General features: G+C 48.9%; 17 protein-coding genes. 5 read left to right on the top strand and 12 right to left on the bottom strand.

The features are described 5' to 3' along the window. Positions 1-6 precede the first annotated feature (6 nt). From murG to BMW93_RS23510, 11 genes are all read right to left on the bottom strand, one after another. The gene (murG, locus tag BMW93_RS23460) at positions 7-1,104 is read right to left on the bottom strand and encodes an undecaprenyldiphospho-muramoylpentapeptide beta-N-acetylglucosaminyltransferase (RefSeq protein WP_090382062.1); all 1,098 of its coding nucleotides are present in this window, start codon (positions 1,102-1,104) and stop codon (positions 7-9) included. Position 1,105: 1 nt separating this feature from the next. After that, positions 1,106-2,260: an FtsW/RodA/SpoVE family cell cycle protein gene (locus BMW93_RS23465; protein ID WP_090382065.1), complete on the bottom strand. Its 1,155-nt coding sequence runs from the start codon at positions 2,258-2,260 to the stop codon at positions 1,106-1,108. A 56-nt stretch (positions 2,261-2,316) separates the two neighbouring features. Continuing rightward, a complete protein-coding gene (gene murD, locus BMW93_RS23470) occupies positions 2,317-3,693 on the bottom strand; it encodes a UDP-N-acetylmuramoyl-L-alanine--D-glutamate ligase (protein ID WP_090382068.1) in 1,377 nt (458 codons plus the stop codon). A gap of 120 nt (positions 3,694-3,813) precedes the next feature. Continuing rightward, positions 3,814-4,143 (bottom strand): large-conductance mechanosensitive channel protein MscL, encoded by a 330-nt coding sequence (gene mscL, locus BMW93_RS23475; protein ID WP_090382071.1) that lies wholly within the window; start codon positions 4,141-4,143, stop codon positions 3,814-3,816. Positions 4,144-4,167: 24 nt separating this feature from the next. Then, on the bottom strand, positions 4,168-5,091 hold the full coding sequence (locus tag BMW93_RS23480) for a DUF3078 domain-containing protein (RefSeq protein WP_090382074.1): 924 nt from the start codon (positions 5,089-5,091) through the stop codon (positions 4,168-4,170). 99 nt (positions 5,092-5,190) lie between these two features. Beyond that, positions 5,191-5,793 (bottom strand): RNA polymerase sigma factor, encoded by a 603-nt coding sequence (locus tag BMW93_RS23485; protein WP_090382077.1) that lies wholly within the window; start codon positions 5,791-5,793, stop codon positions 5,191-5,193. A 135-nt stretch (positions 5,794-5,928) separates the two neighbouring features. Continuing rightward, positions 5,929-6,765: a translation elongation factor Ts gene (gene tsf, locus BMW93_RS23490; protein WP_090382080.1), complete on the bottom strand. Its 837-nt coding sequence runs from the start codon at positions 6,763-6,765 to the stop codon at positions 5,929-5,931. 184 nt (positions 6,766-6,949) lie between these two features. Further along, a complete protein-coding gene (gene rpsB, locus BMW93_RS23495; RefSeq protein WP_090382083.1) occupies positions 6,950-7,768 on the bottom strand; it encodes a 30S ribosomal protein S2 in 819 nt (272 codons plus the stop codon). Between the two features lie 197 nt (positions 7,769-7,965). Further along, positions 7,966-8,352 carry a 30S ribosomal protein S9 gene (gene rpsI, locus BMW93_RS23500; protein WP_015812950.1) on the bottom strand — a complete coding sequence of 129 codons (387 nt, stop codon included), beginning with the start codon at positions 8,350-8,352 and terminating at the stop codon, positions 7,966-7,968. 3 nt (positions 8,353-8,355) lie between these two features. Continuing rightward, complete coding sequence (gene rplM / locus BMW93_RS23505; protein WP_090382154.1) at positions 8,356-8,799, bottom strand: 50S ribosomal protein L13; 444 nt, start codon at positions 8,797-8,799, stop codon at positions 8,356-8,358. 125 nt (positions 8,800-8,924) lie between these two features. After that, on the bottom strand, positions 8,925-9,629 hold the full coding sequence (locus tag BMW93_RS23510; RefSeq protein ID WP_090382088.1) for a hypothetical protein: 705 nt from the start codon (positions 9,627-9,629) through the stop codon (positions 8,925-8,927). Positions 9,630-9,746: 117 nt separating this feature from the next. Between BMW93_RS23510 and BMW93_RS23515 the strand changes: the two genes are divergently transcribed. The 4 genes from BMW93_RS23515 (at position 9,747) to BMW93_RS23530 (ending at position 13,003) form a co-directional block, all read left to right on the top strand. Beyond that, entirely contained in the window at positions 9,747-10,430 is a 684-nt protein-coding gene (locus tag BMW93_RS23515; RefSeq protein WP_090382091.1) for a DUF1080 domain-containing protein, read from the top strand. A 53-nt stretch (positions 10,431-10,483) separates the two neighbouring features. Next, positions 10,484-11,287 (top strand): Rossmann-like and DUF2520 domain-containing protein, encoded by an 804-nt coding sequence (locus tag BMW93_RS23520; protein WP_090382092.1) that lies wholly within the window; start codon positions 10,484-10,486, stop codon positions 11,285-11,287. Positions 11,288-11,351: 64 nt separating this feature from the next. Continuing rightward, entirely contained in the window at positions 11,352-11,873 is a 522-nt protein-coding gene (locus BMW93_RS23525; RefSeq protein ID WP_090382095.1) for an HAD family hydrolase, read from the top strand. A gap of 11 nt (positions 11,874-11,884) precedes the next feature. Further along, positions 11,885-13,003 carry an acyltransferase gene (locus tag BMW93_RS23530; RefSeq protein ID WP_229240723.1) on the top strand — a complete coding sequence of 373 codons (1,119 nt, stop codon included), beginning with the start codon at positions 11,885-11,887 and terminating at the stop codon, positions 13,001-13,003. Here BMW93_RS23530 and BMW93_RS23535 read toward each other — a convergent pair whose 3' ends face one another. Then, complete coding sequence (locus BMW93_RS23535; protein WP_229240725.1) at positions 13,004-13,786, bottom strand: polysaccharide deacetylase family protein; 783 nt, start codon at positions 13,784-13,786, stop codon at positions 13,004-13,006. 89 nt (positions 13,787-13,875) lie between these two features. On the opposite strand from BMW93_RS23535, the gene BMW93_RS23540 reads away from it, so the two are divergent. Continuing rightward, positions 13,876-15,096, top strand: coding sequence for an exonuclease subunit SbcD (locus tag BMW93_RS23540; RefSeq protein ID WP_090382103.1), 1,221 nt, complete (start codon positions 13,876-13,878; stop codon positions 15,094-15,096). Positions 15,097-15,164: the final 68 nt, after the last annotated feature.

Consider the following 15,164-nt stretch of genomic DNA (forward strand, 5'->3'; position numbering starts at 1 on the left):
TTGGGGTTACTGAATCAAATTAAAAACTTCCGCGGCAATGTCGTCGGCCGCGCTGGGACGAGCCAGTTTATTGATATTCGTTTGCAACTCGCGCTGGCGTGTCACATCGTCGAGCAAGGCCAATGCCTGGTCCACCAGCTTTTCGCGCGCTTCCGGGTCTTTGACGAGAATGGCGGCATTGCTATCGACCAGATTCATCGCATTCTTCGTCTGATGGTCTTCCGAGGCATACGGGAATGGCACGAGGATGGCCGGCTTCGCCGCAAGGCAAAGCTCCGATACCGACAATGCACCGGCGCGGGAAACCACCACGTCTGCTACCGCATAAGCGAGATCCATGGTATAGATAAAGTCAAAAGCCTTCACACGGTCCGTACCGAGCTTTTCGATGGCCGCTTTTGCTTTATCGATATCGTTCTTACCGGTTTGCCATAATACCTGGTACCCGGCTTCCACCAGCTTGCTCAATCCCTCGGTAATACTTTCGTTTATCGAGCGTGCGCCGAGGCTACCGCCCATTACGAACAGTGTTTTCGAGCCTTCATTTAATTCAAAATGTTCCAATGCGGCGGCACGCTTCAAATGCACATAAGTAATGTCGCTCCGCACCGGATTACCAAGCATGGTGATTTTCTCTTTCGGGAAAAATGCTTCCATACCGGGGTAAGCGACGCATATTTTGGCTGCTTTTTTTGCCAAAAACTTGTTGGTAATGCCTGCGTAGGAATTTTGCTCCTGAATTAACGTCGGGATACCCGCCAAGGAAGCCATCATGAGCAACGGCCCGCTGGCAAAACCGCCTACGCCCACGGCTACGTCAGGTTTGAAGTCCTTAATCACCTCTTTTGCCTTCATCAGGCTTCGGAACATTTTGAATGGTAGTGTCAGGTTTTCCAGTGAAAGGCTTCTTTTAATCCCCGCAATAGGCAGTCCCACAATTTTATAACCTGCACGGGGTACCTTTTCCATCTCCATTTTACCCAAAGCACCCACAAAGAGGATCTCCGTCTCCGGCTCCCTATGCTGCAATGCATTGGCAATGGCGATGGCCGGGTAAATATGCCCGCCGGTGCCTCCTCCGCTGATAATGATTCTTTTTGCCATGTTAAATGCGTTTTTCCTCGACGATCTCGCCCCGGCTCACGCTGAGGATCATGCCCATTGCAATACCCGTAAAAAGCAGCGACGTTCCACCCTGACTAAAAAACGGCAGCGTTTGTCCCGTCACCGGCACCAGGCCCACCGTTACCGCCATCGCTGAAAACGCCTGGCTCACGACGATGAATGTCAGCCCGGCCGATAGCAACCCGCCGAATGGTCGCTTGGTCGCTTCGATGGCTTTCAGGCCGCGGTATAGCAGGATCAGGTAAAGGATAATCAATGCGGTACCGCCCAGGGTGCCATATTCTTCCACCGCCACGGCAAAAATGAAGTCCTTCTGCGGCTCGGGCAGGAAGCGGCGCTGGCGGCTTTTGGAAACGCCTTCCCCATACAACCCGCCGCGGGCCATGGCCATGTAGGATTGCTGGGATTGGTAAACGACGACGTCCTTGTCAAAAAAGGTCGAAATGCGGCTCTGCGCTGTTCCCGACCGTTGTGTGGAGTTAAGTAAAATAGCGATGGTCGCGAAAAACACGAGGCCGAGCGCCGTAAATGCAAGGTAATGCAGCGGTACTTTGCCCACGAACATGAGCAAAAAACAAATGCCGGCCAACATCACCGCCGTCGAAACGTTACTCACGAAAATCAGCCCGCACACGACGCCCACGAGCGCGAGCGGCTCCATGAAGAGTTCACGGGTATTCCAGCCGCCTTTGATATGCCTCGCCAGTATCAGCGACAAATGCGCTACCAATGCTACCTTGGCCCATTCCGAAGGCTGGAAACGCTGTCCGAGCACGGGTATCTCAATCCAGCGGGCGGCGTCGTTCACCGACGTCCCGAAAAACATCGTGAATATCAAAAGCAGAATGGAGCTCCAAACGGCCAGGCGCGTCACGTACACGAATTTGATATACGGCACCCGGTGCACGAAATACATCACGCCCAGCGACAGCACACACAACAATGCATGTTTGTAGAGATAATATTCGGTGTTACCGTCCATCTGGCTGTAAGCGTCCTTCACGGAAGCGCTGTACACCACCACAATGCTCCACATGAGCATGATAATGCATATGCCCCAAATCCAGGGATCGCCTTTGAGGTTTTTGCTAAACCATGCCTGGGTATCTTCCCTTGTTTTGTTCAGGAAATCCATATTATCTGGCGGCTAAGAATTTGTTGTCAGGTATAGTTCAGAATTGTCAGGGATGGTCATTGGATGAGGTTTCTGACGGCAGCTTTGAATCGGTCACCGCGATCCTCGTAGTTTTTGAACAAATCAAAACTCGCGCAGGCGGGTGAAAGCAGAACGATATCCCCCGGCACGCCCCATTCCCGTCCTTTGTTGACGGCGTCCTGGACATCCTCGGTCGCATATATTTGCGGGACTTTGCCCGAAAAGTAGGTTTCAAGTTTCAAGGGATCTTTCCCGAGAACGATCAGTCCTTTTACTTTTTCCTTAACCAGTCCTTCAATTTGTGAATAATCATTCCCTTTATCCACACCACCGGCAATAAGGATCACCGGCTGATCGAAACTACCCAACGCGTAGTACACGGAATCCACATTGGTAGCCTTGGAATCATTAATATAAGTCACCCCGCCGATCACCTCCACCTGTTCAAGCCGGTGAGGTGCATTGATGAACGATTTCAAACCCTCCCGGATCTCTTCTGCACCGATACCCAGCAACTGAGCCACCGAAATCGCCGCCAGTGCATTGATCGCATTATGGGGACCTTTGATAGGCAACTCAACGAATGCCTGTTCAAATGCATTGCCGCTGATATTGGAAATCAATTGTCCGTTATCAAGATATGAACCTGATTCCAGTACATTTTCCAGCGACACTTCCACCTTACCCACCGCCGAATTTTTCTTTTCGAGCTCCTTTTCAATCACTTCACTTTCTTTATAATAAATGAAATGATCCGAGGCCGTCTGGTTACGAATGATATTAAACTTGGAATTCACATAATTCTGAAAATCATACCCATAACGATCCAGGTGATCGGGAGTGATATTCAGCAGAACGGAAATATAAGGATGAAAATCGATGATATTATCCAGCTGGAAGCTGCTGATTTCCAATACATAATAATCGAAATGCTTTTCAGCTACGGCCCAGGCAAAACTGTCGCCGATATTGCCGGCGAGGCCTACATTCAGGCCCGCGGTTTTAAGCAAATGGTACGTCAGTAACGTGGTCGTTGTCTTGCCGTTGCTGCCGGTAATCGCGATCAGCTTCGCGTCCGTATAGCGCGAGGCGAACTCGATTTCGGAGATGACGGGAATGCCTTTTTCCTTCAATGCAACAATCAGAGGCACTTTGTCGGGGATACCCGGACTTTTCACCACCAGGTCGCTTTCGAGAATGCGCTCCTCCGAATGCTGTCCCTGTTCAAATGGAATATTTTCACTGTTCAGAATGTCTGCGTACTTCTGATGCAACTGGCCCTTATCCGATAAAAAAACTTCAAAACCTTTGGATTTCGCAAGAATCGCAGCTCCCGCACCGCTTTCTCCGCCACCCAGTATCGTCACCTTTTTTTGCACAAGAATCGAATTAAAACGTTGAACAATCTGCATTAACCACGAAGGTAAATCTTTTGCCGAAAACTTTTTTTAATGCCCTCCCAATAACACGGATAAAAAAAGAGGCACAGGAAATATGCCTCTCGATTACTATTTATGGACAATTAACTAGTTCTACTCTTTCTTCATCGATTCCGATAATTTCAATCTGTTGGCCGCTTTCACGATCAGGAATATCACCCAGGCGATGAGCAGGAATTGGATGAGGACCTGAATAAAGTTGCCGTATCGGATCGCTACTTCCGGCGTTTCGCCGACAGCTTCTTTCAGCACAACTTTAAGTTGCGTAAAATCCACTCCGCCGAGGATCAGGCCCAGAATCGGGTTCAGAATGTCCTCCACGAGCGACGTAGTGATTTTTCCAAATGCCGCACCTATGACGACACCGACAGCGAGGTCCAGTACGTTGCCCTGGGCAATGAAGGTCTTGAATTCCTTTAACATAACAAGATGAGGTTAGTTGATAGATTAAAAAGCAAACAAAAAGCCTATGCTGAGAGCCTGAGCAAACTGGATTTTGTTGCTCTGGTCTTCATCGTAAACCATAATGGCACCGAGATTGACATTGACATATTTGTTGATCTTGGCTGTCAGCTGGGCATCCAGGCGGTTATCTATATTCAGAGGATGTTTGAAGCTGGAAAACATCAGGTAACGGAATTTCAGGTTCACGTCCTTCGCGATATCCTTGTCAAAATTGGCAACCAACTGGATCAGCGCCGCTTCTGTGCGCACCTTTTTGCCAATGGGCACACCGTAATTCTTCTGATCCGGCGTGTTGACATACAAATCCTCATCAATCACGATCGTCTGCCGTAACGCGCCAGGCGCAAGGTCTACGAAGAAATATGGAACAGGGCGATACTCGATACCAATCGCCTCGGTCAGGTATGCCGGAGCAAGAATGCCTGATACCTTTTTCTTGACCTCACTGGTATCAGAATATTCATAACCGTTACCAAACTGCGACAGGAAGTTAACATTCGCAAAAAGGCTCCATTTTGACGTCAGCTCGCGGTTATATTTAGTATCGAAGAAAATCCGATCGACGTTCTTGCGGCTTTGCTGCCCCTTGTTACGGACGATACCATACTGGCCCTGGAAGTCGTTCCTCCACGAGTTCTTGCCGACCTTCTTTTCACTCAATGCATTCAGGAAGAGGCCCAATGCAATGGAGTTGACGCCACCACCCGTCCAGTTGGAGCTGAAAGAACCCTGGTTCAGGTTAGCCCCGAACTCTATCTTATGCCAGGCGGTATCGTTTGCGGTTTTCAACCGGCCGGAGTTGATCGAGTTGGAAAGATCCACTTTATTTTGGGAAACGGCCGGGAATGTGAGAAGTGCAAGTAAAATTAGAGCAATAAAGGATTTGAGTTGATGTTTTTGATTCATTTCTAATGTGTTTAGTGGACCGTACTCATCTGATTTTGGACCGTTTAATAACTAACAAATGAGGAGGTAGCGGTCAAAGTAAAGCAATTTCTGATGCTTTCAAAAAAATTTGCGCTCTTCAGAAAGTTTATGATACCACTTGCGGAGCTTCCTGCGCGACCGCAACAGCCGCATTTTGACGGCACTTTCGGTCGTCCGGAAGAGATTTGCGATGTCGCGGATACTGCGGTCGTCGAGATATCTGAGATAAATCATCGCCTTGTCTTCCAGGCCCAGCAGATCGAGTGCCGCCCTTAGCTTTACGAGATTCACGTCCTCTTCGAAAAGCCCTTGCAAACTAAACTCTTCTTTTCCGACGCAACCGGGCATTTCGGCCTCATGGACGAGGATGACCTTGCGCTTGCTCCCGCGAGCGAGGTCCATACAATGGTTGTGGGTAATGGTAAAAAGCCAGGTGGAGAATTTAGCGCCGGTCTTGAAGGAACCCATTTTGTGGATGAGTTTGAGAAAGACATCGTGCATAATGTCTTCGGCGCGAGTGGCGTCTTTCGTGAGTGTGAGGCATCTTTGGTAAACTTTTAAAGCGTAGCGCTCGTAAAGTTCCCGGAAGTGACGATTGTCCCTTGATTCGAGAAATAGTCTAACTAATTCTTCATCTGTCGAATTATGCTCCGAACAGGAATTGCTCCGTAAATCAACCATTGTGCCTGATGAAAAGCCGCCGATAGCGTGTGCTGAAAATTAAATTGCATTTAACTTTCTGTAAATATGAAAAAACAACGCCTGGTATACAAATTAGATACCAGGCGTTGTCAATATATTTGTTGCAAAAAAGGCTTATCCGCCGATCGCTACACGTTTGAATGAGGTCACTGTCAAACCTTTTGAAGTTTTCTCAAGCAGCTGACGGATAGTCAGTGAAGAATCTTTCACAAATTCCTGATTCAACAGGGTGCTGTCTTTGTAGAACTTCTGCAATTTACCCTGAGCAATTTTCTCAAGCATTGCCTCAGGCTTGCCTTCCGCGCGAGCCTGCTCTTTACCAACTTCGATTTCGCGCTCGATAATAGCAGCGTCGATACCGTCTTTGTCCAAAGCGACCGGCTTCATAGCGGCAATCTGCATGGCTACGTCTTTGCCAAGCTCAGCAACATCCGTTCCGTTTACACCGGCAAATGCTACCAATACGCCCAATTTGCCGTTTGAGTGGATATAAGGCACTACTTTGTCAGCAGAAACATTCTCGTAAGCACTGATTTCCAGTTTCTCTCCCAGTTTACCTGTCAGTTCTACCATGTGCTCGGCTACCGGACGACCGTCAGCCAAAGTTGCAGCCAGAAGCGCGTCTTTGTCAGCGATATTATCCGCTACTGCTTTGTCAAGGATAGACTGCGCAAGGTTTTTGAAATCTTCCACGTTCGATACGGGTTCCGTTTCGCAAGCCAGCGCAACGAGTTTACCGTTGGTACCGTCTTCGCTGATGTTGATCAGGACAGTTCCTTCTGATACGGCGTTGTCGGCACGTTTTGCAGCAACTTTCTGTCCTTGTTTACGGAGAATATCAACGGCTTTGTCGAAATCGCCATCTGCTTCCTGCAGGGCTTTTTTACAATCCATCATGCCCGCGCCGGTCATCTGGCGGAGTTTGTTTACATCTTGTGCGGTAATTGCCATGATCGTGATAAATATTATGTATTAATGTTTTGTATTGAAAGGGGCTTTAACCGGAGATTATCAATTGGTTAAGGAATCCCGTTTCGGAGAATTTTAAAAAAATGTAGCCCATAGCAAGAGGCTATGGGCTACCGTATATGTCAAGTATGGCGAATCATTTGAAAACTACGCCATATTGCCCTTTTTACTCTTCGTCAGATTCAGCAACTTCTGCTTCTGCTGCAACTTCGGCGCGAGGGGCCGCCTCTTCACCTTTGTCAGCTGCGCGTTTAGCTTCTTCTTCCTCTACCAGGCGCTGATCGTCCTTATCTTGTTTGCGTTCCATCAAACCTTCTTCGATAGCCTTACCGATCGCCAGTGTGATCAACGAGATCGCTTTGTAAGCATCGTCGTTCGATGGGATTGGGAAGTCAACCAATTCAGGGTTTGAGTTGGTATCGCAGATCGCAAAAATAGGGATGTTCAATCTTTTTGCTTCTGCTACCGCAATGTGCTCGCGTTTTACATCAACGATGAAAAGTGCTGCCGGAAGGCGAGTAAGGTCCGCTACACCACCTAGTACTCTTTCCAGTTTCTCCTTTTCACGTGTAAGCATCAGGCGTTCTCTCTTCGCAATATTGCTAACCGTGGCTTCGTCTTTCAGCATCTTCTCGAGAGTCTGCATTTTTTTCAAAGACTTGCGAATTGTGCCAAAGTTTGTCAGCATACCACCCAACCAACGATCGGTCACGTAAGGCATTTTAAGGCGTTTCGCCTCTTCCGTTACGATTTCCTGCGCTTGTTTTTTAGTAGCAACAAACATGATCTTACGTCCTGAACGAACAATCTGTTTCAACGCAGCTTCCGCTTCGTTAAGGCAGCTCAAAGTTTTGTTCAGGTCAATGATGTGGATCCCGTTCTTCTCCATGAAGATATATGGAGCCATCCGTGGATCCCACTTGCGGGTAAGGTGACCAAAGTGGACACCTGCATCCAATAGTTCTTTATATTCTATTTGTGCCATTGCCAAATTTGATTTAAAAATATTTTTTAGACTTGTTACGCAGCACGAAGCATCGGGCACGATAAGCGACGTCTGGACAATTTCCAGGTCTATTGGTTGTCAAAGGTTGTCATTTGTAGCCAGGTATTGTTTTTAAGTAATAAAATACAACACATGACCATTCTTGACTTTCAATGACCACACATGACCATTTTCTATTAACGTTTCGAGAACTGGAACCTTCTGCGAGCCTTAGCGCGTCCGTATTTCTTACGCTCAACCATACGTGGGTCACGGGTAAGGAATCCTTCTTTTTTCAATGCGCCGCGGAATTCGCCGTTGTATTGAACCAGTGCACGTGAAACCGCCATACGGATCGCTTCCGCCTGACCTGAGATTCCACCACCTCTAACATTCACTTTAATATCGTAACCATTTCCACCTGAGATTGTCGCGAACGGTTGTTGCAGAACGATCTGGTGTACTTCAAACGGAAAATATTCTTTGTAATCACGACCGTTAACTTTAATGTCGCCTTTACCTGGTGTAAGGTAAATACGAGCAACGGCTGTTTTTCTTCTACCTATTGTGTTGATCACTTCCATGAATTACAATTGGATTTGCTTTGGTTGCTGAGCGCTGTGCGGGTGTTCTGCGGCAGCGTAAACAAACAGGTTTGTAAATAAACGACGTCCCAAACGGTTCTTTGGAAGCATGCCTTTTACGGCTTTCTCGATCACACGCTCAGGGTGTTTTTCGAGCAACTCGCGGGGAGTTTGAAAACGTTGACCTCCCGGGTAACCTGTGTGGCGAACATAAATTTTGTCCGTCATTTTCTTACCTGTCAACTTGATCTTATCGGCGTTGATAACAATCACGTTATCACCACAATCCACATGAGGAGTGTAGCTTGCTTTGTGTTTGCCTCTGATAATTTTGGCAACTTCGCTGGCCAAACGACCAAGAATTGCATTTTCAGCATCCACAACAATCCACTCCTTGTTTACTGTGTTTTTGTTCGCCGAGATGGTTTTGTAGCTTAACGTATCCACGATTAACAAAAAATTTAATTGATTTTCAATAATTTACACTGTAACAAGACAGTCCATCGCAAAATGGGAGTGCAAATATAGAGTTTAACAAATTGAATTACAAGTGTGTTTGTAAAATTCATTTGTCAATCCCCTACCGCAAAGGCCAATGCGACGTACGGAAGGCCGTAAACCCTGGTCACATGTCGCTGGCTGTTATCGAGGTAAACATTGAACCCGTCGATCTTTTTGGTCGTGTAAGTAAGCCGTCCATAGGTATAACCGAGCTTCACGCCCACGTTCCGGCCAGCCTTAAAGCGCACGAACGCCTCCGACATCCCGGTATTCCTGCGAAGTGCCAGTGGCAATGCATTGAACAGCGTAGGCTTAGCTGCTATCCATGAATCGTAATAAGGCTTCCCGGTGCCGTTCGACGGACGGCCTGCTTTCTCGTAATATCCATGTCGCCTGGAACCGTAGGTGAGGCCCAGCAGGTCGGTATTGACACCGATATCCAACTTCCAGAAACTCACGTTCACGCTCGCGAGAACGCTCAGCCCATTGACCGACACATCCCGAAATTCCAGGTAATCCTCGATTCCCGCAATGCGTTCGGTGTAAAGATTGGTCCTGCCCGCGTAATAGCCCCACGCCCTGAAACCGACCCCAAACCGAAGCCACGGCAGCTTCTGAGAACCGATTTCCTCGTGATACATAATGGAAGGAGCCCACGAATTGCTGCCAATACCGGTACCGACATCCACACCGCCAGCAATCGGGGAAGTGTATTGAGCGTGTGTGAAAGTGGTATTCAGTAATAAAATGAGAACCAGTCCTTTTAAAATTTTCATTGCTGAACCCATAGTTAGATGATGAATGTGAATAGGAAACCGACCAGAAGCGTCTTCCCCACAATAATAACTGATCCCCATAAGAATTCGCGCCTCAGGCGTTTACAAGTGGCTATAATGCTATTGTTTTGGTTATCTATCGGCAGTTTGTATGCCCAAACAGGCGAACGGCTGGGATTCGTACCGCTCTTCAATGGCAAAAACCTGAACGGCTGGGTGGATGTTAATACCTCCAAAGAAACCTGGAAAGTCAAAAACGGCACCTTAATATGCTCCGGCAAGCCGATCGGCGTGATGCGCTCCGACAGGCAATATGAAAACTTCATCCTCGAAGTAGAGTGGAAGCATATGGAAGCCGGCGGCAACTCGGGTGTATTTATATGGAGTGAAGGCACCCCGCAGGAGCACGACCCGCTCACGAAAGCCATCGAGGTCCAAATGCTCGAACTGGAATACGCCCCGCAGCACAATGCGACCGACGACTACGTACACGGTGAGCTATTCCCTACCATGGGCATGACCGCCATCCCCGACAACCCACGCGGCATCCGTAGCAAATCGCTCGAAAAGCGCTGCAAAGGCAAAGGCGAATGGAATAAGTATGTGGTCGTAGCCGTGGACGGTACCGTGAAACTCTCCGTCAACGGCAAATTCGTCAATGGCCTCCGCGCCTCCCAACGCAAGAAAGGCTACATCTGCCTCGAAGCCGAAGGCGCCGAGATCCATTTCAGGAATATGCGGATTATGGAGCTGCCGGGCGGGATTACCACGCCAGAGCAGGTCGCGCCGGTGGTGGAGTGATTTGGGAAGTTGCTGTTCTCCCAATATCTTGTGAAGGTTTCAATCTTTTAGGTATGAAAATCTCCTTCATTGGCGCTGGTAACGTCGCCTGGCATCTGGCACAGGCGTTTGAGGACGCCGGGCATTGGATTTGCGAGGTGTACAGCCGCGACACGCAGAAAGCGCGTCAGTTGGCATCGTCTTTATATGATACCAATATTCAGCCCGACCTCAATTTTTCCGATAGCGAAGCCGAAGTGATCGTGATCGCCGTGACCGACGACGCGATCGAGAGCGTGATCCAGCGCATTGTGCTACCTGAGGGTGTGATCCTCGTGCATACATCGGGCACCCGCTCGCTTGCTGAATTTCAGAAACTTGTGGAGATTTACAGCGACGTATATGTCCACACGGGTGTGTTTTATCCTTTACAGACATTCACAAAGGATGTCGAAATGGATTACAGCGAACTTCCCTTTTGCATTGAATCACGAAACGAGCTCATTGAAGGAAAACTAATGCAGCTCGCATCGAGCGTAAGTAATAATGTAACCCGGATGGATTCCGACGAGCGCTTTATTTTGCACGTGGCCGCCGTTTTTGCGAGCAATTTTACCAATTACATGCTCACGATCTCCCACGATCTCCTCGAACGCGAGCAGCTCGACTTCGATCTCCTGAAACCGCTCATCCAAACCACCATTTACAAAGCCCTGTCTTCCGACGACCCTTCCATCGGCCAAACGGGCCCGGCGCGGCGCGGAGACTGGAAAACCACGGCCCGCCATCTGGAATATTTGCAGGAAACCAATGAGGATTACACGGAAATATACCGCCTGCTCACCGACAAGATCCGTAACCTCTACATTTCAAAATAATAAGTAGCCGCACCGTCACGAAAAAAGTTCGGCTATATTTGCGGGATTCACAATTCTGCTATTCATGAATTCGACTTTAACGGAACGTTTTAAACGCATTACCACCTTCATTTTTGACATCGACGGCGTCATGACCGACGGCAGCGTCATCGCCCTCGAGACCGGCGAGCAACCCCGCATTTTCAATGTGCGCGACGGCTACGGCATCAACCGGGCGATCAGAATGGGCTACCGCGTGGCGATCATCTCGGCGCAAAGCCAGGTAGGCGTTCGCAAACGGCTCGAATACCTCGGCGTCACCGATATTTTCATAGGAACTTCTCCCGACGGCAAACTGCCCGTTTTCAAAAAATACCTTGCAGAAACCGGCCTTACCGAAGACGAAATCGTATTCATGGGCGACGACCTGCCCGATTACGAGGTCATGCGCACGAGCGTCATGGGCGCATGCCCGGCCGATTCCGCCGACGAGATCCTGGCAATCGCCGATTATATTTCCCCGAAAAACGGCGGACGTGGCGCGGTCCGCGACCTGATCGAACAGGTCATGAAAGCGCAGGGAAAATGGATGGCCTGGTTTGAATAAAAAACTTGGTAGTGGATAAGAAAAAGCGCTATTTCCCGAATCTGAACGGTATCCGTGCCATTGCCGCAACACTGGTGGTATTTCACCACCTCGAACAGGCCAAACATGCATTGGGCATTGCCAATGTGTACGATATGCCCATTATCCAACATGCCGGGCGGCTTGGCGTGGGGCTGTTCTTTGTACTGAGCGGCTTTTTGATCACCTATTTGCTATTGGAAGAGCGCGGGCGGTTCGGCGATGTCGATGCCAAAAAATTCTATCTGCGCCGGGTATTCCGGATCTGGCCTGTTTACTTCATCATCATCGGGTTGTCCTTTTTTGTTTTTCCGCACATACCTATTTTTGACTATCCCGGAATCGAGGAAAAACTGACCGTAGACCTCCCCGAACGGCTTACATTGCTGTTACTGGTATTGCCTAACTTCGCATTTGTCCTCTACGACCTACCCTACTGGTGTGCGCAAACGTGGTCTATCGGCGTGGAAGAGCAGTTTTATTACCTCTGGCCGTGGTTGATCAAATATCCGAAAAGGCGCATTCCGATATTCATCTTCTTCCTCGCATTAACGGCCGGCCTGCTTTACCTGGGGCTTGAAATGGTTAATCCTTCGGAAGAGACCCGCAAATCGATGATCACGACGTTCCTCGGGCAGTTTCGCATTCAGACAATGGCGCTGGGCGGCTTGTGCGCGTGGCTCGTTTATAAGGACAAAACACAGATACTGAACTTCGTTTTCAGGAAAGACATTCAAATAGCCGCTTACGCAATCATGCTTGCATTGTTCTTTTCAGGCGTGCACTTCTTCGGCTTTCTTGAAGTATATGCCGTGTTCTTCGCCTTTTTCGTGCTGAATGTTTCGTGTAACCCCAATACGATCGTGAGCCTTGGCCACCCGGTGATGAACCACCTGGGCAAGGTCACCTATGGTCTTTACCTGTACCACGTCGCGGTGATCGTAGTCGTCATTAATCTCTTTGAAATGTACGCGCCCGGCTGGCGTGGTGCGGGTTATCAGGCGGTACTGTATGTGCTGAGCTTTATCGGCTCGGTAGCAGTGGCTACTTTTTCGTATAACTACATTGAAAAACCGCTTCTTGCTTACAAAGACCGTAAATTCGGCCGCTAGCTATTTTACCTTCGGCAATTCGGACATCGTATAGAATTTCAATTTCTGCTTATGCGCCTCGCGTAAAACCGCCGCCAGAAAACTCACATTAAAGCCATATTTACCGTTCTGAGGCGCGCTATATAGCGGCTCATGCCCGAAAACCATTAATGCAGTGCCATTTTCCTTCGCTTCCTGAATGGCCTCGGCGATTTCCTCTTCGGTAACCTCGTCGTAATCGATCATTAAAGCATCCACATCCTGCTCCCCGTCGAATGCGTAGTAAATCGCATTCATCCAGCGCGGCGGCCACGCGTAGAGCTGGAAACCTTTGTATTTCCTTCTTGCAATGGCTACATCCCGCAAAATCGTAAACCCTTTTGCCAAAAGCACCGAATCGACGCGGTCGTTATGGTTCCCGCCCGGGTGTGCGTAGGAAGTGGGTTTAAAACCTGCCGCATTCATGTAACGCAGACCGGGTTCCAGCTCGGCTTCGATATATCCTTTCGGCCCGCCGGCGTCCATTAATTCCGTGGATTTGGCGTGAACTGTTCCGTGAAAACCAATTTCGTGGCCTTCCTTTTCAAGTTGTTTAAGCATAGCTACTTCCCCGGCATTCAGGCTGTCGGGACAGGTGATAAAGAATGTCGCTTTGGCATTGTATTTCTGAAATAATGGCCTGAGTTCGTACCATTCTTTGATAAAATGGTCGTCAAATGAAATGGCGATACCGCCCGTGCCGGGCTGCCCGGACGAGCTTCCGCAGCCCCAAAATGCACCGACCATAGCGGCCAGTAGCAGCAAAAGAAATCCGTTTCGGCCCTTAGAACAGTTGTTGAGGTATTTCAAAACTTCGGAAATGATCTGTTATTTTCGCTAAATTAACGACACGGATGAAAATACTGCACACCGCCGACTGGCATATCGGCAAAAAGCTCGACAACTTTTCCCGCCTCGACGAACAACGGCTCGTCCTCGAAGAAATCTGCGAAATCGCAGAGCGCGAGGCCGTGGACGCGATCGTCGTTGCCGGCGACCTGTTCGATAATTTCAACCCGTCGTCCGAAGCCACGGAGCTTTTATACAGCACATTACACCGGCTGTCGGCCAACGGCACCCGGGCTGTGATCGCCATCGCAGGCAACCACGATTCCCCCGAGCGCATACAGGTACCCGACGCACTCGCGAAGGTTTGTGGTATTCTGTTCGTCGGTTTTCCCAATACCGAAGTGATGCCTTTCTGCACGCAAGGCCAGGTGGATATTGTTAAAACCGCGCCCGGATTTATTGAAATAAAATTGCCTGATGCCCCTTTTCCCCTGCGCGTACTACACACGCCCTACGCGAACGAGCAGCGATTGAAAACCTTCCTTGGTGTAGAAGAATCGGAAGAAGCATTGCGTGTGCATTTGCAGGAGCATTGGCAGCAACTGGCTGATGAATATCTCGATGATAAGGGCTTTAACCTGCTCGCTACGCATTTGTTCGTCATGCAAAAAGGCGGTCCTATGCCGGAGGAGCCCGACGACGAGCGCCCGATCCTGCATATCGGCGGCGCACAGGCAATTTATACTGAAAACTTCCCGAAACAGGTGCATTACATTGCATTAGGGCATTTGCACCGGTTCCAGCAGGTCGATAAGGTGCCTGCACCCTCCGTATATTCCAGCAGCCCGTTGGCTTATAGTTTTTCGGAGGCTAATCAAAATAAATACGTGATATTAATCGAGGCGGAAGCTGGCAAATTGGTTGGATACAAGCCCATTGAGCTTTTGAAAGGCAAAAAACTGCGTCGCAAAAGTTTTCATAGCATTGATGAGGCGATTGAATGGCTGAGCGAGCATCAGGAAGATCTGATCGAACTCACCATTATTTCGGATAACTACCTCGAAGCTTCCGACAAAAAGCGGTTAATGGAAGCGCATTCCGGCATAATCCAGATTATTCCGCAGATTAAGAAAAGTGAAGTTGCCGATACTTCATCTGAAGTTGATCTTTCGCTAAGTATGGAGAAGTTATTTCAGGAATATTTCAAAACCAAAAACAAGGGGCAGGAACCGTCAGAAGGCCTAATGGAGGTTTTTCGTGAGGTGTTAGGCAGCGAAGCTGAATAACATGGCGCGAAGGTCTTTCCTTCGTGCAAACTATTCGCAGGCCTCCGGCCGGTCCAAAATGCATTATC

Source organism: Dyadobacter sp. SG02, from assembly GCF_900109045.1.
GTDB lineage: Bacteria > Bacteroidota > Bacteroidia > Cytophagales > Spirosomataceae > Dyadobacter.